At 47.5% G+C, this 23718-nt stretch carries 20 protein-coding genes; 3 read left to right on the top strand and 17 right to left on the bottom strand.

Features of this window, described 5'->3' with window-relative positions; translation table 11 throughout:
* Nucleotides 1-14: 14 nt before the first annotated feature.
* Nucleotides 15-926 (top strand): arginase family protein, encoded by a 912-nt coding sequence (locus tag KTO58_RS07330; protein WP_095840009.1) that lies wholly within the window; start codon nucleotides 15-17, stop codon nucleotides 924-926.
* Here KTO58_RS07330 and KTO58_RS07325 read toward each other — a convergent pair.
* The 10 genes from KTO58_RS07325 to KTO58_RS07280 all read right to left on the bottom strand — a co-directional run bounded on the left by KTO58_RS07325 (nucleotide 916) and on the right by KTO58_RS07280 (nucleotide 14297).
* Nucleotides 916-1677, bottom strand: coding sequence for an MBL fold metallo-hydrolase (locus KTO58_RS07325; RefSeq protein WP_095840010.1), 762 nt, complete (start codon nucleotides 1675-1677; stop codon nucleotides 916-918). The genes KTO58_RS07330 and KTO58_RS07325 overlap by 11 nt on opposite strands.
* Before the next feature lie 35 nt (nucleotides 1678-1712).
* A complete protein-coding gene (locus tag KTO58_RS07320; RefSeq protein WP_095840011.1) occupies nucleotides 1713-2615 on the bottom strand; it encodes an SAM hydrolase/SAM-dependent halogenase family protein in 903 nt (300 codons plus the stop codon).
* A gap of 51 nt (nucleotides 2616-2666) precedes the next feature.
* Nucleotides 2667-3074 carry an acyl-CoA thioesterase gene (locus KTO58_RS07315; RefSeq protein ID WP_225860112.1) on the bottom strand — a complete coding sequence of 136 codons (408 nt, stop codon included), beginning with the start codon at nucleotides 3072-3074 and terminating at the stop codon, nucleotides 2667-2669.
* A gap of 275 nt (nucleotides 3075-3349) precedes the next feature.
* Nucleotides 3350-4696: a DUF4302 domain-containing protein gene (locus tag KTO58_RS07310; RefSeq protein ID WP_095840013.1), complete on the bottom strand. Its 1347-nt coding sequence runs from the start codon at nucleotides 4694-4696 to the stop codon at nucleotides 3350-3352.
* Nucleotides 4697-4732: 36 nt separating this feature from the next.
* Nucleotides 4733-6037 (bottom strand): DUF4302 domain-containing protein, encoded by a 1305-nt coding sequence (locus KTO58_RS07305; protein ID WP_225860111.1) that lies wholly within the window; start codon nucleotides 6035-6037, stop codon nucleotides 4733-4735.
* Between the two features lie 32 nt (nucleotides 6038-6069).
* Nucleotides 6070-6924 (bottom strand): zinc-binding metallopeptidase, encoded by an 855-nt coding sequence (locus KTO58_RS07300; RefSeq protein WP_095840015.1) that lies wholly within the window; start codon nucleotides 6922-6924, stop codon nucleotides 6070-6072.
* A 23-nt stretch (nucleotides 6925-6947) separates the two neighbouring features.
* Nucleotides 6948-8444 carry a RagB/SusD family nutrient uptake outer membrane protein gene (locus KTO58_RS07295; RefSeq protein WP_095840016.1) on the bottom strand — a complete coding sequence of 499 codons (1497 nt, stop codon included), beginning with the start codon at nucleotides 8442-8444 and terminating at the stop codon, nucleotides 6948-6950.
* A 17-nt stretch (nucleotides 8445-8461) separates the two neighbouring features.
* Nucleotides 8462-12058, bottom strand: a complete 3597-nt coding sequence (locus tag KTO58_RS07290; RefSeq protein WP_095840017.1) for a SusC/RagA family TonB-linked outer membrane protein — start codon at nucleotides 12056-12058, stop codon at nucleotides 8462-8464.
* A gap of 418 nt (nucleotides 12059-12476) precedes the next feature.
* Nucleotides 12477-13460, bottom strand: a complete 984-nt coding sequence (locus KTO58_RS07285) for a FecR family protein (RefSeq protein WP_095840018.1) — start codon at nucleotides 13458-13460, stop codon at nucleotides 12477-12479.
* A gap of 225 nt (nucleotides 13461-13685) precedes the next feature.
* Entirely contained in the window at nucleotides 13686-14297 is a 612-nt protein-coding gene (locus KTO58_RS07280) for an RNA polymerase sigma-70 factor (RefSeq protein ID WP_157753128.1), read from the bottom strand.
* Between the two features lie 187 nt (nucleotides 14298-14484).
* On the opposite strand from KTO58_RS07280, the gene KTO58_RS07275 reads away from it, so the two are divergent.
* A complete protein-coding gene (locus tag KTO58_RS07275; protein ID WP_095840020.1) occupies nucleotides 14485-14652 on the top strand; it encodes a phosphatidate cytidylyltransferase in 168 nt (55 codons plus the stop codon).
* Nucleotides 14653-14767: 115 nt separating this feature from the next.
* On the opposite strand, the gene KTO58_RS07270 is transcribed toward KTO58_RS07275, so the two are convergent.
* From KTO58_RS07270 to KTO58_RS07260, 3 genes are all read right to left on the bottom strand, one after another.
* Nucleotides 14768-15028, bottom strand: coding sequence for a hypothetical protein (locus KTO58_RS07270; RefSeq protein WP_157753129.1), 261 nt, complete (start codon nucleotides 15026-15028; stop codon nucleotides 14768-14770).
* A gap of 90 nt (nucleotides 15029-15118) precedes the next feature.
* Nucleotides 15119-15517 carry a DUF6496 domain-containing protein gene (locus tag KTO58_RS07265; protein WP_225860110.1) on the bottom strand — a complete coding sequence of 133 codons (399 nt, stop codon included), beginning with the start codon at nucleotides 15515-15517 and terminating at the stop codon, nucleotides 15119-15121.
* Between the two features lie 221 nt (nucleotides 15518-15738).
* Entirely contained in the window at nucleotides 15739-15942 is a 204-nt protein-coding gene (locus tag KTO58_RS07260) for a hypothetical protein (RefSeq protein WP_095840022.1), read from the bottom strand.
* 267 nt (nucleotides 15943-16209) lie between these two features.
* On the opposite strand from KTO58_RS07260, the gene KTO58_RS07255 reads away from it, so the two are divergent.
* Entirely contained in the window at nucleotides 16210-16473 is a 264-nt protein-coding gene (locus KTO58_RS07255) for a hypothetical protein (RefSeq protein WP_157753130.1), read from the top strand.
* Nucleotides 16474-16529: 56 nt separating this feature from the next.
* Here KTO58_RS07255 and KTO58_RS07250 read toward each other — a convergent pair whose 3' ends face one another.
* The 4 genes from KTO58_RS07250 to KTO58_RS07235 all read right to left on the bottom strand — a co-directional run bounded on the left by KTO58_RS07250 (nucleotide 16530) and on the right by KTO58_RS07235 (nucleotide 23621).
* A complete protein-coding gene (locus KTO58_RS07250; RefSeq protein WP_157753131.1) occupies nucleotides 16530-16718 on the bottom strand; it encodes a hypothetical protein in 189 nt (62 codons plus the stop codon).
* A 1102-nt stretch (nucleotides 16719-17820) separates the two neighbouring features.
* Nucleotides 17821-18726 carry a hypothetical protein gene (locus tag KTO58_RS07245; protein WP_095840024.1) on the bottom strand — a complete coding sequence of 302 codons (906 nt, stop codon included), beginning with the start codon at nucleotides 18724-18726 and terminating at the stop codon, nucleotides 17821-17823.
* Nucleotides 18727-18762: 36 nt separating this feature from the next.
* A complete protein-coding gene (locus KTO58_RS07240; RefSeq protein ID WP_095840025.1) occupies nucleotides 18763-20346 on the bottom strand; it encodes a RagB/SusD family nutrient uptake outer membrane protein in 1584 nt (527 codons plus the stop codon).
* A gap of 23 nt (nucleotides 20347-20369) precedes the next feature.
* Nucleotides 20370-23621, bottom strand: a complete 3252-nt coding sequence (locus KTO58_RS07235) for a SusC/RagA family TonB-linked outer membrane protein (protein WP_198314986.1) — start codon at nucleotides 23619-23621, stop codon at nucleotides 20370-20372.
* Between the last annotated feature and the right edge of the window lie 97 nt (nucleotides 23622-23718).

Raw genomic sequence — 23718 nt, 5'->3', positions numbered from 1 at the left:
TAAGTTCATAAGGTATGCAAATAAAAGAGAAATTCCTTATTGCTGCCCCTGTTAATGTGGGATTGAAAGCTCCTATCCCCGGTGTAGCACCTGGTGTAAGACAACTACCCGCGGCATTAGCGGCGCACGACTTTAACCGCTTGTCCGGTATCCGTCAAAGTATGACGGTAGCCGCGCCGCCTTACAATATGCAGCTGGATAGGGAAAGCGGGGTCTTAAATGCCGATGCTGTTGCTGCCTATAGCCTGCTATTGGCAGAAAAGGTAGGTACCGTCATAGAGGAAGGTTATCTGCCAGTGGTGATAGGCGGCGACTGTAGTATCCTGTTGGGAAATACGCTAGCGTTAAAGCGCCGGGGGCGCTACGGGCTTTTCTTTATGGACGGACATACAGATTACGCTTTGCCGGTGCATTCTGCATCGAAGGCAGCCGCCGGTATAGACCTTGCGCTCGTTACCGGTAATGGGCCTGCCAAACTGGCTAACATAGACAATGCCGGTCCTTATATACAGGAGGAGCATGTCTTTTCATTTGGCAACCGGGATTTTGATCCTACTTATGTAGCATTCATACGCGAGAGCGGAATCTATTACTATGACCTGCCGGCGGTACGCGCAGCAGGTATTCTTCCAGTGACGGCCGGTTTCTTGCAGATGGTATCGGAGCAGGAGCTGGATGGGTTCTGGATACACCTGGATGTGGACGTACTGGATGATGCGGTGATGCCCTGTGTGGATTCCAGGGAGGAAGGCGGACTTACCTATACGGAATTAGCGGAGACGCTGCAGCCGTTGCTGGCATCTCCGCTATGTGCCGGTATTGAGATCACGATATTAGACCCTACACTTGATACAGACGGACAGGTAGTACGCACTTTTGTAGATGAGATGAGTACCCTGCTACGTGCCGCTACGCCTATAGACTAAGCCATTCTCCATCTTCGGGCACCAGGCATTTTCCGGTTAGTCCGTTTTCCTGCAGATAGGCTTTCAGGTCTTTTCTGAGCAGGAAGCAGTGATTGACGGTATCCATATGTACAGCTACCGTTTTCTGTACGCCTGCTGCTTCAATTACTTCTTTCACATCGTCGGCGGTCATAGTAATGGCACCACCCTGGATAAATGCTGCAGCGCCTGCATTAACCACTACGAACTGTGGGCGCAGGTCTGCCAGGGCGGCGGCTACTTCTTCGCACCAGATGGTATCGCCGGCGATATATAACTTGTCCTCACCATTGTCAAGAACAAAACCAGATACGGGCGCCATCAGTTTACCGATCTCTCCTTTTCCATGTTGTCCGCTGGTGCGGGTGATACGAATACCCTGCCAACTCAGCTCCTGCGATACCGGGATGACCTGTTGGAAACCCTGGCTGATGAGTGTCTGTTCATCTTCTGGCTGGCAGAACAAAGGCAGGTGTTTAGGTACCCGTTCCTGGGCAGCTGTATCCCAGTGATCGGGATGGAGATGGGTGACGATGACAGCATCCAGCTGCCCAAGTTGCTCTTGCAATACTTCATCAGAGAATGGGAGTGCCGTGCCCGGATTACGGTTGGTGTTGCCAGTGTTGGGGATGGGTGGGAAAACATCTTTATCTGCGAGATAAGGATCTACCAGTATGCGCAGATCGTTAATTTGCAGCAATACGGTAGCATGCCGCCATAATTGTAGTTTCATCGGGATGATGCTTTTTTATTGCGATAATTGTTTGGTTATTTATTGCGGGATACTTCCACATTCCACTCCGGGCCGCTGAAGACCCTGTATTTTTCGGAGAAGTTACCCATATTTATTGCCAGTGAGAGGTTCATTAAGCTATTGAGGTAAGCGAGGTCTTTCCCTTCCGGTACGGTAGCAAATGTACTTACGAATGGGACGGTCCCCTGCCATACCAACTTACTCCCTTTGGATATACGGATGCGGAGCATATCACCGTGTTTACATTGGAGCGAATTGAAAGTTTTTTCATCGATGTTGGTCCATACGTTACCATACTGGATATCAAGGATGGGTATGTTCCCTTTAATATGGTCTTTTGTTGCGTGGGGTGCCTGAAATGGGATAGACACAACGGTATCGGTCATTCGTTGTCCTACCTGTTCGAAGGTAATGACACCGGCGGCGAGCCTGGCAGCTGTATAGGCGTATACGTCCCTGCCATGGAAGGTATATGAGCCGGCAGACTGCTGACGGCGGTTGCGGGATTCATCTATCTCCCGCAGTTCCTGGATGCCCATTGATCTGGCTACCAGGGTAAGTGTACCGTTGTCCGGGGTCACAAAATAGTGTCCTGTTTTTGTCTTAAGCACGACTGATTTCCTTTCAGATCCTACACCGGGGTCCACTACGGACACGAAGACGGTGCCCGCCGGCCAGTAGGGAGCTGTTTGTTCCAGCCGATAGGCGGCTTCCCAGATATTGTAAGCCGGGATCTCGTGTGTGAGATCGAACAATGACAGCGAAGAGGATATACCGAAGGCCACCCCTTTCATAGCGGCGACAGCGCCATCTTTCAAACCAAAATCTGTCTGAAACACAACTACTTTTTGCTGGGATCTTACTGTCAGGGTAGCGCACAGGCTAACAAGGAGGAGTACGTATTTGTGGATGTTCATATGGGTTCCGTTTAAAAAAGTACCACAATTTACATCTCTTCCGGATAGCAATTACATCGTTGCCGGTGGAATGGTGATCTCAGTCTTACCATGTGGCGTAGGTTTGCCATGGGCATCGAGGTTGACGAAGACCATTTTATCGATCGTAAGTACGGCTTCCTGCGTGAGTTTGTTACGCACTTCACATTTGAGCGTCAGGGAGGTAGTACCAAAGTCGGTGGCTACGATGCCCAGCTCTATGATATCTCCCAGGCGAGGGGCGCTGATGAAGTTGATCTCTGATATCAGCTTGGTGACCACATGTGGATTTTTAAGCTGGATGATCGCATAGATCACGGCTTCTTCATCGATCCATTTGAGCAGGCTGCCACCGAACAGGGTTTGGTTAGGGTTCAGGTCTTCGGGTTTTACCCAACGGCGGGTACGGAATTTCAGTGCTGGTGTTATAGCATTCATCATGTTATTCATCATTTAAAGTTGAAGTATAGTCAGGGGAGACAAGCCGCTGCTAAAGATGCAGTGGTAATGGATGGGGTCTAGCTGCGCAGTAGATTAAAGTAGCACAAAGGTCGGTATAATAGGCGGATATACCAAGAGATTATGTCTATGCGAGGATAGACGTACGCTATTTTAGGGAAGTGTTAACAGGCTAAAAACAGCAAGAGGGCATCCCGTAAGACGCCCTCTTTGTATGTATAATAAATAGGATGGTAACAAATGGTATAGGGGTGGTATTAAATCGCTTTGCCGAACATGGCAGTGAAGCTGATAGTAGTCTTAACGGTTCCTTTGAAGCTGGCCATTACATCGTATATGCCGGGTACGTTCCATCCATCGTAGTAATCGATGAGGAAGGGTTGTGCCGCCATTACATCCAGGAGTGGCTTTACTTTCGCTTGTATTACTTTCGCATTGGCATCGGTGGGTGCTAATGCAGTAAAGGTATACGCACCGTTAGTACCTACGGTATAGCGATAAGGGAAAGGCACTCTGAGGGAAGTCCCAGCGGGACCGGAGAGGATAATGCTCAAGGTCATGGTTTTGTTGGGAACATCTATGGCAAATTCCTTTACCAGCATAAAGCGGCCGAAGCTCCTGTAGAGGTCCAGGTCTACTGCATTCCAGATGTTATTGTATTCCTGTGACCAGCCTGGCAATACGATCGGTTGACCACCGGCGGAGAATACTTCAGGTCCCAGGAGCGATAAAGTAGAAGGCAGCAGCGGGCTACCCAGCAGGTATGTCAGCGGGATTACCGGGAAAGAGGCATTTTTCAGGTAAGTCTTGGTACCGCCGTACTGGATATAGAAATTCTGTGCGGTGGCATCCCATAATATCTCCTGTACCGCGTTGCCTTTGATGATCAGGGGGCGACGCAGGTAAATACCATTTAAGGTATAAGCGAAATCAGTGAGGTTAAATGCCGCCTTCTGGTTAGACGCGAGGTAGGTGACACCTGCGATCTTGGAAGAAGCATTTACGGTGATCTGAAGGGCAGTGTTGGCATCCGGTTGTGCATAGAGGAATCTTGCCTGCGAGAGGTAGATGTTCAGGTAGGCCATAGACCGCAGCAGGTAACGGGCTTTGTAGTCTGCCAATGCCTGGGGGTTGGCTTTTACGAGCACCAGCTCATCGCTGTAGCGATTGCCAAGCAGGCGGATAGTATCTCCGTTCACAGATTTGAAAGTGTAGTTCAAATCGGCTTTCCGGCTGTTGATAGTAATCGAATCCAGGTATGATCCCTCTTTAAAACTCAGCGTGGGATTGATGCTCTCTGTTACCGAGAGGCTATACGTCCCCTTACCTGGAGTACCTGCTGTTACCGGGCTAAAATCGCTATATAAAGTCGCTTCCTTTTTTGCATCATCCAGCTGGAAGAATACGCGATGTACACCACTTTCTTTAGGGATGATAAATCCTTCCCAGCCATTGCCGCCGGTGGACAGTTGTTTTTTGAAATCCTCTAGGGCTTGTTGCGGATCGACAAATGATTTCTGTATGGGATGGCTGGTGTCATTATCTTTTTTACAAGCAGACAAAACGGTGAGGGCCATCCACGTATATAAGCATATCTTCTTCATGATTATTAGCTTTATAGTATCAACACTTTATACTCCTTACTTCATTGTACCGGAGAACTTAATAGCCGGGTTATCCTGGCTGATAAACTGTCCCAGTGTACCCGTTTGGGACAGCAGGTATTCCAGTTTAAAGCGTTCTGCATCGATATGTTTGAGTATCGGATTAACGGCGGTAGCGATTACCCCACCGTTGCCGTTGGGTGCCGCATTCTGTTTGAACTTAAATATGCCATCCTGTGTTTTCGTGTAACCGTAGTAGTACAGTGCCTGGAAGTTAGTAGTACCCTGACGGATGATCATCTGGAGGGTCATGGTTTTCAGTTCGGTATCGAAGTCGAAGTTCATTTGCAGTAAGGTGATGCTGAATGAAGCCTGCAGGTTCCTGGCTGCCTGCTGGAACTCCGCTTTAAAGCCATCGGACCAGCCTTCCAGTGGAGCACCTGGTACAGAGATACCGGTGAAGGATACTCCCAGCATGAGATGCATGGGGAAGATCGGTGTTGTTCCGGCTTTTACAGGGATGCGGGTATTACCGGACAGGATGTACAATTCCTTTTTGGCAGCATCCCAGAACACTTCGCGGAAAGTAACACCGCCGTAGGTCAGTGGTTTCTTCAGGAAGATGCTGTTGAGCGAGAAAGCAAATTCGGAAGAGGTTGTTTTCAGGCTACCACCCTCTTCGTAAGCGAGGCTGAACGATCTGGCATCGGGTACCAGGGAGGTCGCGATCTTTTTACCATCGATATCGAGGTAGAGGAACGTATTTTTCTGAAGATAGTTGTTGATCTCATCCATGAAGGCATTGAGACCACCTGCTTTATAGGCATCGGCCTCGGCTTTGGTAGCTTTGACAATGTACAAAGGGGTTTTATTTTGATTACCGGTCAGATAGATCACATCTGCTTTTGTGGAGTCGAATCCGAATTCAAAATCGGAGTTGTAACCAGCGCCGGCAACACCACCGCCTACGGACGGATCAGGATCAGACAGGATATGGATATAGGAATAAGTATCGAAGAACAGGGACGGGCGCTGCGTAGCTTTGATGCGGTAAGAGCTCTCAAAGGCTTGTGTAGCTGTCGCGGCGTTCCAGTCGGAGTACATCTTCACCCGGTTCTTTTCATCGAAGGTGAAGTAATATCCGAATCCGAACCCGGCTTTCGGAAAGAGATATGCTTTCCAACCGTTGGGAGCACCCGTTGTCAGGTCTTTACTATATTGATTCAATATTTCGTTGAGCCTTTCATCGGGCCGTTTGCCCAGGGCCAGATCATCATTTACCTTTTTGCAGCCTGATAACACCAGTATGATCATCAGTCCTGCCAGTAAGATATTTTTCATGTCAGATAGTTATAAGTTGAATGAAATGGGCCTTATTTGGTAGCCTCTTTAATTGCCGCCTCTGTTTTGCTCTGCAGGCTGTAGATATCTATGTTCCAGCTATTCTGGAAGTAGGCTACTACAAATGCTTCTTTCTGGCGCAGGTATGCACGGCCCTGTGCGGGGGCGCTGTTAACGATCGCGTCAAAACCGGCCTTACCTTCTACCAGCATGGTGGCAATCATCTCTACAAAGTCTTCGTCGCTGCTGGCTCTTGCATATGGCGTAATAAAGCCGATAGCTAGCGCATCAGCATCGGAGGTATTGTACCAGGAGGCGGTGTATCCTGACGGCGTCACCTGCTTATACTCCCGTTGATACAGGATGGTCTGATGGAGGATGTGTGCGAACTCGTGATGAATGGTATGCAGCATCTGTTTAACAGCGGGCACATTTTTTCTGTCGAAGTTGTTGAGCTGTGTCAGGGTGATCTTACGACCGCCTTCTGCTTCCCCTAATACGATGGTACCATCGTTGTTGTACTCGGCGCTGCCGAGCAATACGAACTGTTTAGGGGAATATTTTTTTATGAAGTCTACACCGGCTTCCTGGGTATAAGGGTCTACCCATACTTTTTTAACGATATCCATTACGGGCACGACGTTGCTTTCAAATACCGGCACGAGGAATTTATTGATCTTTACCTCGTAAGGTTCCCAACGGTATTTAATTTCGATATTAAACGGTTTGGTGTAGTTGCTGAGTATCCAGTCATCGATAGGGCCTTTTACCCAGTTGTCCGGGTTATAAGGCAGGTCGATGTTAAGATTCTCTTTTTTATTACAGCCGGAGAAAACCATAGCGATCAGGCCGGCGATTAAAAAGTATTGGATATATCTGCGTGTCATGATAGTAGTATTTGAGTAACAGATTAACGGGGGTTTAATTCTAATCCGGCAGATTGTGCTTCCTGTGGGATCTGTATTACACGTCTGGGATCATTAGGCCCCAGCACGTATGAGTTCCTGCCATCGAAGGTGGTATGTACTACCGGCAGGTTGTGACGTAATATGTCGAACCAGCGCATCCCTTCGAAGAAGAACTCTACCCTTTTGAAGTCCAGTAGAGAAGATATCAAGCCTGCTTTCAGGTCGAACGTACCGTAGAAGTCCCTGATCTTTTGTTCGGTGATCGTAAACAGTTGCGGATAGTAGTTCGGGTCGTTGCTGTCGTTGGAGATGATACGGGTGCTGGCATAGTCGTTGAGGTCTTTGAGTGCCGCATCGTAGTTACCTAGTTCGATATTGGCTTCTGCCCTGTTGAAGAGTACTTCTTCTGCGGTGAGCAGGGGCGCCATGACGTATGGGTCGCCGAAGGTGGCATTCACATCTGTCTTCACGAAATGTTCTCTGAACTTAGGAGTACGGATGGTCTCTTCGCGGCCATACAGCATGAATCCGAAGATGCCTCTTCTGTCGGAACGGCTTACACGGGTAACGTTATCGCCCCAAAGGTATTTCTGCACGAATTTGAATCCCGGTCCATAGCGATAGCTGAAGTAGCTACGCCCCCAAACGGAGTTGGCTTCTGCCAGCAGGAGGTTGGCTTTGGTAGTGGCTTTAGTGTATTCGGCCTCTTTTACCAGCGGTTCCTGGGAGCGGTAGGCTACGCTGTTCACTTCACGCAGGAAGGGCAGGATATTGCCGCCGGGGAATGCTTTATTGGCATGTTCCAGTACTTTGGCATAGTCCTTTTTGAAGAGGTAGAAGCGGGTAGCGAATGCATTTGCTGCGGCTACGGTAAAGTGATATTTAGGGGCTCCCTTGTAGGCAGCATTGCTGATGAGCGGAAGACCTTCCAGGATGTCCTTTTCGATCTGTTCGTATACATAAGCCACTGTTTTACGCTCATATTTTCCTACGACTACCTTTTCCGGTTGTGTTACGTAAGGGATACCCGGATCGGAAGCCGCAGTACCTTTGTTATATGCCTTTGAGAAGAAGGTGACCAGCATAAAATGACCATATGCGCGGGCCAGCAAGGCTTCTCCTTTATAGGGTTTATAAGCATCTTCTCCGGGATGCTGTGCAATCGCTTCGAGAGCATGGTTGGCGGCAGCGATAGCTTTGTAGGTACCCTGCCAGTAGAAGTCCGGCGAGTCGAGGTCACGGAATTCCATATCACGCCAGAACCAGGGAGCAGCATTTACCAGGTCGGAGGAGGCTACGCCTTTATCTTCCGCGTTGTCGGACATTGCTTCCGCGAAGGTGAAATAGGTCGCCCTGGGGTAGGCGCTGGTGAGGAGTTCAGCGACCTTTTCAGGGGAGTCTAGTTCGGTACGCATATCCGGTGTTTTCTCCAGATATTTTTTACACCCTGAGGATATCGCCAGTAGTAATAATGAAGTATATAGGAATGATTTTTTCATGTCGGTCTCTTTAGTCGTTAGAATCCTACTTTTAATGATACGGTGTATTGTTTAGGGATGGGCAGTGCCACACCACCGGAGCCGAAGAACTCCGGATCCTGGCCGTTCAGCTTTTTGTCGGCATAGATGAGCCATGGGTTGTTGGCTACAGCGCTCAGGGACAGGTTGTTGGCACCTATTGCGCTGAGGTAGCGAACCGGCAGGTTGTAGGTAAGTGAGACCTGTTTAAGGCGCACAAATCCTCCATCTGCTATTCTTTCGGAAGAGTAGTTGTATACATTATAAGTATAGAAACCATTTAATGCAGCGTTGGCACGTTGATCTAGGATAGCAGGGATATTGGTGAGTTTTTCGTCACCGGTCGCCATCCAGCGATCGCGGAATTCACGCGGCATGGCGGTAAGATCTGAATAGCTCTCATCGAATACGGGGTTCAGGCGTATCTTATTGCCGGCGCTGAAGGTGAGCAAAGCAGACAAGGTGAAGTTCTTATACCGGAAGGAGTTGAAGAAACCGCCGGTGGTAGTAGGATCTACCGGACCTTCATATTTAAGATATTTGATATCCTGGCTTTGCAGGTATACGTTATGGGATTTGTCTCCTGCTTCATTGATGAAGTAAGGCGCACCTGTAAGCGGGTCTAATCCGGAGAACTGCACGGAATAAAGACCACGGTAGGGTCTGCCCTGGAGCGGACCACCATCAGCGCCCACAAGATCCCATATATTGGGGTTGTTGCGGAGATTGGTGATCTTATTCTTGTTGTAGGCGAAGGTCAGTTGTGTACGCCATCCATAGTCTTTATGCTGGATGATGTTGCCGCCGATAGTAACCTCGATACCTTTTGATTTCATATCGGCGTAGTTGGCAGACTTTTCAAACTGGCCGCCGATACCGGAGGTACGCATGAGGCTGATCAGGTCGAAGCCATCCCGGTTGTAGAGGTCCAATGTCAGGTTCATCCGTTCGTTGAAAAAGCCTACATCCACACCGACGTTCGTTTCATATTGCTTTTCCCAGGTAAGTTCGCTGTTTTCCAAATCGCGGATATTGATCACAGACTCTACTTCCGAGAGGTAAGGACGTTTGGTCCTGTTACCGATCAGTACGAGGCTGGAGTTAGTAGCGCGGCCCATACTGGCAGTGAGACCGTAAGTGGCACGGAGTGTCAACCGGTTGATGGTGGACTGGTGCTTCATAAACTCTTCTGTATCCAGGTTCCAGGATCCGCTGATGTTCCAGGTAGGCAGCCAGCGTGCAGTACGTGCTTTACCCAGGAGGTTGGAGCCATCATAACGCACGGTACCGTTCAGGTTGTATTTGCCTTTATAAGAATAGGCGGCGTTGGTCATGTAAGCGAGAAAGCGATCGTATCTCCAGCTCATGCCATAGAAGTCGAAGTTGCCCTCTACCCCTTGTTTGATAACATTAGGATCTACATAAGGCACCCCTCCTTTATCAAACTGATATCCATATCCATAGCTGAATTTATTCTGGCGATCTGCGTAGCGCAGCTCCTGTGTAGCCAGGACGTGGAATATGTGGGTGTTGTTGTACGTTTTATTCCACTCCAGGGAGTTTCTGAGATTGTAGCTGACCAGGTAGTCATCATTGGTATTGTAAAAACCGCCATAGGGTAATACTACTACCGGTTCTGCTTCCGGATCGTCGGGATTCCGGTACAGGAATTTATTACGGGCACGGATGGTAGCGTCATCGGCGGCACGGTAGGCCATGGCCATATTCGCATTCTCTTTTACTTTATGTTCCCGGTTGGTTTTGGCATACCGTAATGCACCCAGGAAGGAGTATTTGAGGTTAGGTAATATTTTGTAGGAAGCCTCTCCCTGAAGTTTGAGGTCGATCATGGTCAGATCGAGGGTATTATTACGCAGTTCGTTGATGATATTGAAGGGAGCATAGTTCCTTCTGAAATATTCCAGGTTACCATTTTCGTCATATGCGGTCATGGTACGGCTGGTATTGAGTGCGTAGCTGAAAGGGTTGATATCAAAATCGCGCGCATATTTACCTTCTACCGGGTTGCTGACGCGGCCTACGGTACCGGGCGCACGCTGATCACGGATAGAGGCTTGTGTAATGAGGCCGAAGTTGAGGCGTTCATTTACGTTGAAGTTAGCGCGGGCGTTACCGGTGAACCGTTTTACATTATCTCCGATAGTCCAGCCGTTATCGTTGAGGAAGCTGGTAGAGAAGTAAAGCTGTGTTTTTTCGGTACCGGAGGATATGCTCAGAGAGTGTTCCTGCATGAAGGAGTTGCGGAAGAGGATATCGAACCAGTCGGTATTGGCGGCGGCATATCTTTTCAAGTAGTCGCCTTTTGATTCGGGTGTATTCAGCAACTGTCCTTTATGTATCAGATCGGAGCGTTTAGTGAATACGCCACCATTTGCTCTGCGGGATACGTCGGCATAGTTGAGCCAGCCTTTACGTTCCATTTCGAGGTAAGCAGACATCTGGTCGGCGGAGTTCATGATATTGAAATCGCTGTACTTCGGTTTGAGGTAGGTAGAGTAGTTACCGGTGTAAGAGATCAGTGGTTTTCCTACGCGGCCTTTTTTGGTGGTGATCACCACTACTCCGTTCATCGCGCGGGCGCCGTACAACGCGGTCGCTGCGGCATCTTTCAATATCTGGAAGCTCTCGATGTCGTCCGGGTTGAGGCCGGCTACAGACGAGCCTATGAGGGTGGTGGCATCACCGGTAGAGAGCTGCTCGTTGGATACGTTAACTACGTCTTCCAGGATAATACCATCTACTACCCAAAGAGGTTTGTTATCACCGGTGATAGAGGTAGCGCCACGTACCCGGATTTTCGGAGCGGCACCGAAAGTACCGGATACGTTCTGGATAGATACCCCCGCTACGCGGCCTTCGAGCATCCTGCTGACATCGGTGATACCATCCCTGCGTACGTCGCTCGCTTTGAGGGCGGTGGCCGCACCGGTAAACAGTTTGCGGTCGATAGTCTGGTATCCGTTTACCACTACCTGGTTCAGGGTGGTAATATTCTCTTCCAGCATGACGGACATATTATCCCGGGAAGAGGTTACTTTTATTTCCTGTGATTTGAAGCCGACCATAGAGAATACTACGGTAGCGCCTGCACTCACTTTGATAGAGAATTCGCCTTTGTTGTTGGTAGCGGTACCATTCTGCGTACCTTTTTCATGAATACTGATACCCGGCATGAAGCTGATGTCCCCATTTTCACTTCTAACGCTTACCCGGCCTTTGAGTGCAACTACCTGTTGCTGCGGGGCAGCTTCCGGCTGCGCAGGGCGGGTGAGTATCACTTTATCGCCCATGATACGGGAGGAGATACCACGGTTAGCTAATACTTTCAGGGCATCGGTCATGGACAGTTTTTCCAGGTTGAGCTCTACATTCATTTCCTTACTGATCACTGCAGCATCGTAAACGAATACTACATTGAACTTCTGTTCCATCTTTCTCAGGATCGCTTCGAGTTTTTCGGTGCGTAGCTGTTCTTCTGACAACGGATTGGCCATTGCCTGCAGGCAACACACTGTAAGCAGTAGCAGCAGCAGCCTGGATTTTGGTCTTTTCTTTTTGTAACGGACTTCAAACATCTGTTAATTATTATAGGTTACGCGAATATTGGCATAAGTATGGGTACCAGGGATCATGGCGTATGTGGTAAGTATTTTGTTCGGGGACTGGCACAAGGATCTCGACCCGGTTGACGGGAGGTCGTTCTGCGAAGTCAACTACCAATGCTTCCTGCGTATAATGCAGGTCACTTAGCGATCTGATTCTGGTTATTAATATTATTATTTCTTTATTCTCATTTTCAACAAAGCTAACATCGCTACAGCTGCCAGCGATGCCGGCAGCGTGCAGTCATGAGTCAACTAAAACCGGATGAAACAATATCTTTTCCTGAATGCTATTTGTCCCTGATATGTTTCATACGCTAACTATCTTCCTCCCCTACTCTTCTACAATTTTGTGCTACTATTTTTTATCACGTTACTGTTGCGGTGACTGTTATTTGCTTTTGATGATGATGTCGTTTCCCTGTTGAGTAACTTTAACAGGATAGGCGGCTTCCAATATTTCCAATACTTCTTCCAGCCTGTTGTTTTTGAATGTCGCGTTTAATTTTCTCAGTGGAACGTCTCCTTTAAAGCGGATCTTCACATTGTAGAATATTTCCATTTTTTTACATACTTCGGTAAGGGATGCATCTACGAAAACGAGTTCGCGGGTTATCCAGGCGTCTTCGTTGGTATTAACGGCATCGAAGGTGCTGATGGAATCTGTCGTGGTGTTATAGCTCATTCCCATGCCAGCGTTCAATATGGTTTCCTGGTTGGGTGTATCAAACCTTACTTTCCCTGTTTTCACGGAGAGGTTAAGGGTGTTTCCCTGCAGGCGTATATTGAAGGAGGTGCCCAGTACGGTAATACTGGAAGTACCTACTTTTACGATGAAAGGGGCCGGGTCGGAAGCGATGTCAAAGAAGGCATTCCCTTGTTCCATGAATACAGTACGGGTCTGGCCGGTCCATCTGTCGGGATACCTGACATGGCTGCTATGATCCATATAGATGTGCGAGCTGTCGGACAGCAGGATGGTATCTGCGGTAGTGGCATCTGTGAGTCTGTCCAGGTATTTTACCTTGTTCATCTCCAGGGTCCACCAGGCCATGGCAGCGCCCGTGATGAGCAATATTGCCGCGGCCCACATCCATTTTCTGTTGTTACGCCCGCTAACGGGCGGCTCCTCCTCCTCTATTATGTCTGTTGCCGGCAGCTTTCCTACCAGGCTGTTTACTTCATTTTTCAGGTCAAAATTGTCCAGGATACTAATCTCTCCAGAGAAATTCCATAGGCGGCTGAGTTCCTCATACGTCTTCTGGTTGTCGGGAGATTCGGTCCGCCAGGCAGCCACTTTTTGCGCCAGTGAGGTATCTTGTGGGTCATTGAAATGCTTTACCAGCAGTTCCCATTGAATTGAGTCCTTTGACATTAATTTGTGTGCCTTTTAATTACTACAATTAATGAGGGGGTACCCCCCTAGTGCTTTCAAAAATTTTTTTCACCCCTGCTATTTTTCCCTTGTTTGCTCCTTTCTGATGGCTGTTACCTGACAGTTTTCCATGAAAGCCAACAAATAGTAACGCAGCATTTCCCAGGATTCGTATATTTTTTTTGCATAATGTGGATATGCGGTGATCTTTCCGGTGGTATGACATTAGAAGAACAGCCATGACATGATCCGCAGGGTAGCGGAGGGGCTTCTGGGTCTTTCGGGATTTTGTAATAAGGTCTCCCGGAGTAGCTTTAGTGCATGTACGATGTGATTTTCAACTGTTTTTTCGGATATTTTCAGGTCTGCCGCGATCTCCCGGTATTTTAGCCCATCGAATCTGCTCATTTTGAACACTTTGCGACATTGTGCCGGCAGTTGCTCTACGGCGCGGTATATCTCCACCTTCAGCTCCTGTTCTTCCTGCAAAGTTTCCAGGTAGCTATCGGTCAGGGATTCCGCGATCAAATTATGATGACGGGCAATATTTTTCTCTCTTTTTATATAATTGAGTGAATGGTTGATGACAGCTTTATAGAGGTATGCCCGTAACGAGCCATTTTCATTTAACAGGGCGGGTTGTTCCCAGATACGGATAAAAATGTCCTGTACCAATTCTTTGGCGATGCCGGGATCTTTAACATATCTGTCTGCAGCCAGGACGAGCCCCTGGAAGTGTAGCTCATAGACATGGGTAAACGTCCGACGGTCTTTGTTATGGATTCCCCGGATTAGTCCTTCCTCACTATTGAGATATAATTCACTGTCTCTTGCCATTATCATATAATACGCCTTAGCGTCTGCACTTTATAACAGGGAATAGTAAGCATTCAGGTGTAATTGAGCGATAATATATAAAAATTTATGGTAAAAAGAGAAAGAATGTGCCCAGGCACTTCAGCCAAGTCTTTAACTCTGGCATAGGATATGATGTATGACAATAATATAGATCAAATAAAACGCTATGAAACAATTATCTTACTCACTACTTTTATCCGGTTTATTATTTTTAAGCAGTTGCAGTGTTATAGAGGGCATCTTCAAAGCGGGTGTCTGGACGGGTATCCTGATCGTAGCTGCGATATTATTTCTGATTATCTTCATTATTTCGAAGATATTCAAACGGGATTAACGTCCCGTTGCTTTTATGTGAGGGGGAATGATAGGCGTGAGCTCCGGCGCCGGAGTAGGGTGGAGAAAGTTTTCCTATTGCTATTGATAGCACTATTTACGATAGTCTGCCGTATCTATCTCGACATTTCATCGAGTATTTCCTGCCAGATGACCCTGGCGACTTGTTCGGCTTCCACAATGCGTTGTCCTTCTTCCGGCAAGGTACTGATCTCTTCTATCAGTACTGGCTCCTGACCTATAAAGTCTGCCATAAATTGCTCAGGGTTGTCGTGTGTTACTACTTCGTAAAGGACCTGATTTCTTTCATTGTCGAGGGTAATAAATAACCGGTAAGGCCTACCTCCCATGTATACTGTGATTGCTCGCTTTTCCATACAATTAGTTTTACTTCCATACTATAAGAATTGCAAGTGACGTGCCATTCTATACAGGGCTTACCGGTCACGGCTTACTTTAACATTTCGTCAACCATGTGCCACTGCTTTCTTGCTACCCGCTGTTTTTCTTTTTGCCGCTGTTTTCTTTTTCGGTGCTGCTTTTTTAGCGGTAGCCGTTTTTTTGGTGGTGGTACGTTTCGTAGCGCTGGTACTTTTTTTTGCCGTAGCTTTTTTAGCCGTACTTTTCTTTGGCGTTGCCTTTTTAGCGGTTGCCTTTTTAGCGGTACTTTTTTTAGCACCTCCTTTTTTAGCGGCTGCTTTTTTAGGTACTTTAGCACCTTCTTTACGCGCCTCTGATAGCCCTATGGCCACTGCCTGTTTTCTGCTGGTTACTTTTTTGCCTGACCCGCTCTTCAATTTTCCTTCTTTCATTTCATGCATGGTTTTCTCTACTTTCTCCTGACTCTTTTGTGAATACTTTGCCATGATGTTCAATTTTTAATGGGTAATAAATGAAAAGGATTATCATATAGTGCTTCACAAAATATCTGCCAGTATGAGTACCAATAATATCTGCTGAAAGATCCCATTGCGGACATACAGATTGTAGAAAAAGCGATACATTTCCGCAAGAGCGATCGCTGCTATTAACGGAATGGTCATTAAAAGAAGCTGAGTAGCGGCCCAGCTTCTTTTAATGAAAAGCATCAAGGGTGATAGCAAATACCTAGTCCGGGACCACTGCCGGCAGAACATACACAGGCAGGCGCTGGCCAGGGATCATAACAAGCTTTTATACGGGAACAAGGTTCACCGTCGCAGGTGGCTCTTCTTACCTGATTACCGCCGCCCGTGATCGTTTTCAACTGGGAGCGGTTGATGATGGCAGTTTGAAATGTAAGCTGTTTCATATGTGGGATTGGGTTTAAAACCAGGTATGTATCGCTCTTCGGACAGGGAAGTATGTATATAATAAATATATGGAAAAGGCATTCAAAACAGCTTATAATTTCGATCTCTTGCATTATTTTACGCATCCTGGACGCAGGGTATCCAGTTATATTTGTTGAACCGAGCACCTCAATATTGTTAACCGAATTACCATTGGACGGGCCTTTAGGAGCGCTTTAGCCAAGTCTATTATGCCGACATAACCGATATGCCAAAAACCTATCTACATGAAAACTGTTTTTCTTATCCTGTCTCTTTATTGGAGTACGACACTCCCTTCTTTATCTTATCCGTTGTTATCCGGGTACGGGCAATTATCTGTTCATCGTTATTTGTTTGCGGGTTTAGTAGTCTCCTCTTTTGCGGGGAGGCGGGAATATATCCGGGAGCTGGATAATATCATCTACAGCAACAGCAGCGATACATCAGGGCCCCGATCGTCCTATCAGCACGATTCGGATCGTTCTCCTTATGTATCTATAGAATATTGATAATGCAGGTAGAAGCATGCCTGTTGAAGGCATGCTTCTTTTACCGGTCCGGGTGATTATAATACCCAATCGTTACAGGTAGCGGTATGTCGCCAGCAGGCACATGGACCACAGTCTGCGTGGCTGCCGCATTTCTTACCATAAGGACACTTATCAGGAGATACTTTGTTACCGCCTCCGTTTACTTTGTGCAGTTCATTGCGGGACATTGCATCGAACCGTTTGAGGATGGTTTGCTTTTTCATAAGATGGTTTTTGTAAAAGATGAAGATATTGCCTACTCGTTTCTGAGGGTTTTCGGCATGGCCCTGTATAATGCAGTTATCACTGCCAGGCGGCATAACAATGCAGTACTGTTCTATGAAAATGATGAAGGGTTACGTGGGTATTGTGATTACAGGATTACGATGAATGTTGTTTCAGGTGATCTATCTCTTGTCGGCCAACAAATCAGGTTCATTCTATATAAATGAAAGTAGTGATTTTTTTTAAGGGGAACAATTTTTTATTCCAGTATATTCTTATTGGTTATAAGGGGAAGAATTTAAACCGACCCGGGTCGGCTTTCTGCCTGCTGATCCGTTCTGAAGGACTTTTTCATTCTGTTGGAATTTTAGCTTTGAGACCCATTATCCCCAATCGCTTAATAAATTGAAATTTATAAATTTAGCCATTGTACTCTTGCTATACTGATTGACGTATTTACACTGAAAACATAATTCATTCGCTACCTCGGCCGCAAACGCCCAGTTGTTAGCGATCAGCGATTCTACTGCCTTCGGCGGCAATACAAAACGCAGGTTATTGAGATCATCGTATCCCCGGCGGCATAAGCGCCCACACGGGAAGGCAAGGTACCGTTGATAGGCATATCCACAATACCTACAGTAAGAAAACCAGCAGCAAGAAGTTGAATAATTCGCCTCATAAGGTCCGGGATGAATGATGATAGTCAGTAACAGAATCGGTTAACAACAAAATAAACACATCGGCGCCACATATTAAAAAAATCATTTCCACAGGTCCCGTTCCTATATCATTCCTATAGCGCTCCTGTATCATTCGTATAACATTCGTATAGTCATTGTATAAGCTAACCCTATCCAAACTTATACAATAGCTATAGAATCGGTATACCTTGCCTATACAATGACTATAGCCAGCTTATACAATGCTTATACAACGCTTATAGAACGCTTATACAAAGGGTACATAACAAGCTAACAATCAATCCATTAAGATAAAGAAATAACACAAAAGACTGGTAGTCAACAGCATAAAGCAAAAAAGGGCTGACCTTTTTGGTCAGCCCTCCCTAAAGATGCTGTATTGTTTGTATGCTCCTGCTTACAGATTGCCGATCAGCGCATTCTGATCGTAGTCGCTCGCGCTGCATCCATCCTGGCCAAAGAGGCCATCGGTGCCCCGGCAGGTTTTATAGTTCCAGTAAGCCCTGTCGCGGAACAAAGGCCCTTTACCCGGATCACCCCAGTTACCATCGAAGTTGAACTGATCGATGCTGCAAGACATCTGTACCAGGTTGTTGGTAGTCTGTACATAGTCTTTGTCGCCGTTCGGGTTACGATAGTCTCCCCAGTAGCTGCAAGAGTAGCCGGGGAAGCTGATGGTATTACGGTTATGGTAGGAACCATGCGCGATCTTACCTACAAATATGGCCACCCTGTTATTGTCCATCACGGCATTGGCTTTTTTGGTATACCAACCAGCATGCTGGAAGTAGGTAACGCTGATAGCCTGTTGCGTTGCTTTGTTAACCTGGATCACGGTATGCTCTAAGTCATAATCATGACCACCCTGGTCGGCAAAACAATTCTCCTGTCTTTTGTACACCCACCAATAGTCGATAAAGACTTTGTTAGGATCGTTGGGATTAGACTGCACCTCGTAATAAGTAGGAAAGTTCATGCTTCTTGGTGCCGTCCTGTCTGTAAGTACCAGCTTGCCGCCACAAACAATGCTGGCTGGGCTGGTAGCGTTCCAGACATCCATTACGCTGGTAGGATAGTCCGGCGACGCCTGGTCAAATTTCAGGAGTGGTGCGAATGCTTTGGCAAGAGCTTCTGCCTGCGTTCCGGTGATCTTACGACCACTTTCCGTACAATTACAGCCCATTCCTTCCGTCTTCGCCTTCCTGCCATCTGGGGTCAATCCGTCGAGGTCACCCTGTTTGCTACATTGGGAGAACAGCAACGTGATAAAGCTGCCCAACAGGAGAACGTGATGTTTTTTCATGTGGTTAAGGTTTAATTATAGAATAGATAATTTGCATTAGTACCCCGGGTTCTGCTGCAATGAAGGGTTTAAGATGCTTTCAGCAGAAGGGATCGGGAATATTCTTTTAAAGGTGTTATTATCTGTCTTATATCCCCAGCTGCCTTCATACTTTCCATAGCGGATCAGGTCATTCCTGCGCCAGCCTTCCCAGTTCAGTTCGCGGGCTCTTTCCATCAGCAGTTCATCGAGGGTGATAGTACCAACGGTAGTAGCTTTACGTTTGGTACGGATCTGGTTCACGAGACTTTCGGGGGTTTCTCCATTGGTTACGGCAGCGCCTCTCAACTCCGCCTCTGCTTTCATGAGCAGCACATCAGCATACCTGAACACCGCTACGTCGTTGCTTTGATCCCTGCTGGTAGCCGTTACATCCGGATAGTATTTGATGTTGCGGATACCTTTGGCTTTTCCAAGCTCATCTCCTCCTACTTCAAAACGGTCCGCATTCACCAGCGTTACATTCGGGGTAAATTCCAGCTGGAAGTCAACCGGAGCGGTAGGATCAGGTCCGTTGTAGTTATTATCCAGCCCTTTCTTGGTGGTTTTGATGATGATCGGTCTGCCATCAAAGAACGACTGTTTACCTATAAGCCACATATCATTACGTACGTCGCCGGCCAGGTTGAACTGTGCATAGTAAGCGGGGAGCGTACTTACGGGGTTACTCAGGCGGTAGGCCAGGTTATATTTAGGCTGCAATGCCGGGTGCAGCGACATCCAGGAGAACTGGCAGCCTTTGGCATTCGCCTGGTCGTAAGGTACCGCAAAGATGAACTCTTTTACACGGGGACCATTGTCCGGATAGAACATCTTCACAAAATCATCTTCCAGGTCGTATTTACGAGATACGATGATACTGTCGCACATCGCTACTGCCTGCGTATATTTCGGGGCCTGATCGTACTGCGTAGCGTTCAGGTACATTTTAGCCAATAACGCAAAAGCCGTGAATTTATTAGGACGACCATACGTAGTCGCATCGTTGGCAGTGCTTAGCTGCGGTATTACTTCCTGTATCTCCTTTTCGATAAAGGCAAACACATCGGTTCTTTTCTTCTGTACCGGCAGGTCTGCACTTCCGAAGGTAACAGGAACGGGTATATTACCATAAGCATCCATCATAAAGTACAGCGAGATCGCTCTCAGTGTACGCAACTCCGCGATAACGGTCTTTTTAAAGGGCGTCTCGTCCGCCTTTTCCAGTTGCCAGAGGATACGGTTACAGGTACTGATAGTAGAGAATCCCCAGTTCCAGCTGTCGGCGACGATCGCATTGTCTGCCGTCCAGTTATGATAGTGCATCTGCTGATAACGGCCACCATCGTACCACCCACCGGCACGGCTGGGCAGGATCGCCTCATCCGTACTCAATGTCTGCAGCTGCCAGAAGGAAGTAGCATACGAGTTACGAAACTGTACATAAGCAGGCCCTGTTGCCAGGATCATCTGTTTTTCCGTCTTCGGGAAGTTATCCGGTGTCAGTTCATTCTCTACCGGCACATCTATTTTAGTACAGGCAGTTGCCAGCAACAAAGGGCAGGCAGCCAGGAGGGTATATTTAAAGTTCCACTTCTTCATGTCAATATTTTTTGATCGGTGTATTAAAAGGAAGCATTCAGTCCGAATAGGAAAGCCCTGGTGCGCGGATAATAGTTTTTGTTGTCTATACCAGGCGTGAGGCCACCGAGGTTCAATTCAGGATCTATGCCTTTGTAGCCGGTCAGGATACCGAGGTTGTTGCCAGACACATACAGGCGGATACTGCGGATGTTCTTACGGAAATGCTGGAACGTATAACCCAGGGTCATGTTATCCAGGCGCAGATAAGAAGCATTCTCAATATATCTGTCGGAATACTTGTAAGCATTACCATCTCTGGGAGATTCATCAGCAGAAGAAGCAGGCAGGTTATAGCTGCGTACATCATCCGGTCTGTTGAGATCTGCCAGGGTAGCATTCATGATCTTGCCTCCCAGGGAAGCACGCAGGAAGATATTCAGGTCGAAGTTGCCATAACGGAAGGAGTTGTTCCATCCCAGCAACAGTTTAGGCTGCGCATTCCCTGCATAGAAATAGTCTTTGAAATTCTGTGGAGAGGTGGTCAGTTTACCGTCTTTACCGTAAAACTGGGATACGCCGTTCTCATTTTTACCGGCATATCTCAGGGTAAAGAACTGCCCTACCGGATAACCGGATTTCAGTATCTGTACCATAGAACCTGTCTGTCCCTGACCACCTGGCTCTGCCTGGAAGATAGAATCCAGCTTGAAGCGGTCATTGGATAAGGACAGCAGCACGTTGCGGTTGTGTGCCAGGTTAAAGGAGGTATTCCAGCTGAACTTTTTAGTCTGTACCGGCGTGGCATCCAGTGTCAGCTCTATCCCTTTGTTGGAGATGGAACCCACGTTTGCCGTGAAGGTATTAGTGGCGAACTGGGTGGTAGATACCGTATAGTACCAGATCAGGTCTGTCGTCTTTTTGTCGTAATATTCAATGCTACCATTTATCTTCCCTTTCAGGATAGAAAAGTCTACACCTACGTTGAGCATAGCCGTCTTCTCCCATTTAAGATCAGGGTTAGCATTCTGGGAAGGTCCGATCGCATTTACAAACTGACCGTTGTAGAAGAAAGTACCGGTCGTACTGTTACGGAATTTGGAGATCATCGGGTTGAAGCCGAGAGAGTTACCAGTCACACCATAGCCTACACGTAATTTCAGGTCATTGAAGAGCTGCTGGTGCTGCATGAATGGCTCCTGGATCACACGCCAGGCCAATGATACGGCCGGGAAGGTCGCCCAACGGTTGTTGATACCGAATGCAGAAGAAGCATCCCTCCTCACAGAAGCCTGCAGCAGATATTTGTTGCCCAGGTTGTACTTACCTCTCACATAGAAAGAGATGAGGCGTAATTTCTGGTAGTCGTTCGGACCAAAATCTGTTTTAAAACCAGCAGCAGGGTTACCAAGACCGATGTTCATATACCCCAATGCATCCGTCGGGAAGTTTTGGTTATTAGCCTGGAAACCATCGCCATTCACATCCTCCTGCCAGCTATAGCCACCCAGCAGATTGATATCGTGCTGTCCCAGTTTCTTATCAAAAGTGAAGAATGACTCTAGGATGGTCTTCTTGTTCTGGTAGGCAGAACGGATCGCCTCTCCGTTAATACCTGTTTTCAACGTATACTGACTGGTATAGTAGGCGCCGGTATTCAATTGTTCTGTCTGTGAAGTAACATTCAGGTCATACTTAAAACCCCAGGGCAGCTTCACCGTCGCATAAGCATTTATTACACTCACCTTACTTTCGTTCTTTTGCCAGGCGTTGTCCATCAGCGCTACCGGGTTGTAGTACTGCACCCGTTGCAGGTTTTCGGTATAAGCGCCATTCGGCTGTCTTACGGGTACAGTAGGCAGGTAACGCATGCTGTTGTACAGTACGATATCCTGATTAGGGATGATATTGCTGGTACTGTTGGTAGAGGCAATGTTGAGGCCAAGACGCAGGTGATCCTCAAACATTCGCTGCTCTACAGTAGCTCGGCCGATGATACGTTTCAGCTGGCTGCCTTTCAGTATACCTTTGTTGTCAAAATAGTTGAGGGAGGCATTGAACACTGTATTCTTAGCACCACCGCTCATAGAGAGGTAATGGTTCTGAGACACCGCGTTGCGGGATATTTCCTTCTGCCAGTCTGTATTGGCGCCTTGTTTATCAGAGGGATCCTGTGCCAGGTTATTTTTCCCGAGGTAGTCATTCAGCTGGTTAGCATCCATCATTTTGATACGACGTGCTACACTTTCGAAAGATACATAGGTAGCGTAATTCAGTTGCAGTTGTCCTTCACTACCTCTTTTGGTGGTGATAATGATCACCCCGTTGGTAGCCCTGGTACCGTAGATCGCCGTAGCAGAAGCATCTTTCAGTACGTCGATGGTAGCGATATCATCGGGTGCTACCAGGCGGATATCCGCACCGGGAATACCATCTATTACATAGAAAGGCTCCTGGGCAGCACCGGTACGGAGTGTAGATGGACCTCTGAGGGTTACGGAAGGGGCCGCATTCGGATCACCGGAGCGGGTGATGGTCAAACCAGCTACTTTGCCTTGCAACAGCTGAGCCGGATTGTTGAAGTTCCCTTTGTTAAAATCGCCATTGCCTACTGTGGTAATGGAGCTGGTCAGCAGCTTACGGGATTGTTTGCCATATCCTACTACTACAACCCCTTTCAAGTCGCTGTTAGAGATAGACAATGCTACATCCTGGTTGAGTACCTGGTCTTCGTCTACCCGGATACCTTTTACCAGCTGCGTACCGTAGCTCACATGACTCAGGGAAAGATCAGATTTACCTACCGGCAGTGCCAGGTCGTAATGCCCCTGGGCATCCGTTACAGCAGCGTATTTACCGGAGCGCACTACTACGCCGGGCACCGGGGTAGCCGTGCTGGCTTCAGTAACAACGCCGGTAACGCGGCCTTTTTTTTCGTTGTCAGTACGTTGCTGTTTGTACTCCGGATCTTCCGTAAGCACAACCATTTTTCCCTTCAGCGACCATTTCAGGGCGCTGCCGTTAAAGATACGGTTCAGAATATCGGTAAGTGGTGCTGTTGTTTCAAGTGAGATGGTGCCTTTATAGAGGCGTAATTTGCTATCATTGTAGGTGAATGTGATGCCGGCTGCTTTCTCGATGGCAGAACAGGCCTGTTCGATACTGGCATTCCTCAGCTGAATCGTGACCGCATTGGTGGCCTGCTGGGCTTGTGCTATTTTTCCGGAAAGCAGCAGCAGGCAAACCAACCAAGTTAGCATGCGGCCTGTAATGTGTGGCGTACTTTTGTTATACATACGTTCTGATTAAATAATTTTCAGCAATAGATACGGGATGGCCTTATCCGTTGTGGTGACAACGGAGCAGCTCTGAGAAATAGTCCCCTTGTGTTAA

This window comes from Chitinophaga pendula (assembly GCF_020386615.1).
Taxonomy (GTDB): Bacteria; Bacteroidota; Bacteroidia; order Chitinophagales; family Chitinophagaceae; genus Chitinophaga; species Chitinophaga pendula.
The sequence above is the reverse complement of the archived record's forward strand: the minus strand, read 5'-3'. Positions and strand labels throughout refer to the sequence as shown.

Coding starts and splice junctions, on each gene's coding strand:
- KTO58_RS07265 (WP_225860110.1), bottom strand. CDS start 15,517: ATGGCAAAGTATTCACAAAAGAGTCAGGAGAAAGTAGAGAAAACCATG.
- KTO58_RS07320 (WP_095840011.1), bottom strand. CDS start 2,615: ATGAACATCCACAAATACGTACTCCTCCTTGTTAGCCTGTGCGCTACC.
- KTO58_RS07315 (WP_225860112.1), bottom strand. CDS start 3,074: ATGATGAATGCTATAACACCAGCACTGAAATTCCGTACCCGCCGTTGG.
- KTO58_RS07235 (WP_198314986.1), bottom strand. CDS start 23,621: ATGTATAACAAAAGTACGCCACACATTACAGGCCGCATGCTAACTTGG.
- KTO58_RS07275 (WP_095840020.1), top strand. CDS start 14,485: ATGAAACAATTATCTTACTCACTACTTTTATCCGGTTTATTATTTTTA.
- KTO58_RS07250 (WP_157753131.1), bottom strand. CDS start 16,718: ATGAAAAAGCAAACCATCCTCAAACGGTTCGATGCAATGTCCCGCAAT.
- KTO58_RS07330 (WP_095840009.1), top strand. CDS start 15: ATGCAAATAAAAGAGAAATTCCTTATTGCTGCCCCTGTTAATGTGGGA.
- KTO58_RS07300 (WP_095840015.1), bottom strand. CDS start 6,924: ATGACACGCAGATATATCCAATACTTTTTAATCGCCGGCCTGATCGCT.
- KTO58_RS07240 (WP_095840025.1), bottom strand. CDS start 20,346: ATGAAGAAGTGGAACTTTAAATATACCCTCCTGGCTGCCTGCCCTTTG.
- KTO58_RS07290 (WP_095840017.1), bottom strand. CDS start 12,058: ATGTTTGAAGTCCGTTACAAAAAGAAAAGACCAAAATCCAGGCTGCTG.
- KTO58_RS07325 (WP_095840010.1), bottom strand. CDS start 1,677: ATGAAACTACAATTATGGCGGCATGCTACCGTATTGCTGCAAATTAAC.
- KTO58_RS07245 (WP_095840024.1), bottom strand. CDS start 18,726: ATGAAAAAACATCACGTTCTCCTGTTGGGCAGCTTTATCACGTTGCTG.
- KTO58_RS07255 (WP_157753130.1), top strand. CDS start 16,210: ATGAAAACTGTTTTTCTTATCCTGTCTCTTTATTGGAGTACGACACTC.
- KTO58_RS07270 (WP_157753129.1), bottom strand. CDS start 15,028: ATGGAAAAGCGAGCAATCACAGTATACATGGGAGGTAGGCCTTACCGG.
- KTO58_RS07295 (WP_095840016.1), bottom strand. CDS start 8,444: ATGAAAAAATCATTCCTATATACTTCATTATTACTACTGGCGATATCC.
- KTO58_RS07260 (WP_095840022.1), bottom strand. CDS start 15,942: ATGAAACAGCTTACATTTCAAACTGCCATCATCAACCGCTCCCAGTTG.
- KTO58_RS07310 (WP_095840013.1), bottom strand. CDS start 4,696: ATGAAGAAGATATGCTTATATACGTGGATGGCCCTCACCGTTTTGTCT.
- KTO58_RS07280 (WP_157753128.1), bottom strand. CDS start 14,297: ATGGCAAGAGACAGTGAATTATATCTCAATAGTGAGGAAGGACTAATC.
- KTO58_RS07305 (WP_225860111.1), bottom strand. CDS start 6,037: ATGAAAAATATCTTACTGGCAGGACTGATGATCATACTGGTGTTATCA.
- KTO58_RS07285 (WP_095840018.1), bottom strand. CDS start 13,460: ATGTCAAAGGACTCAATTCAATGGGAACTGCTGGTAAAGCATTTCAAT.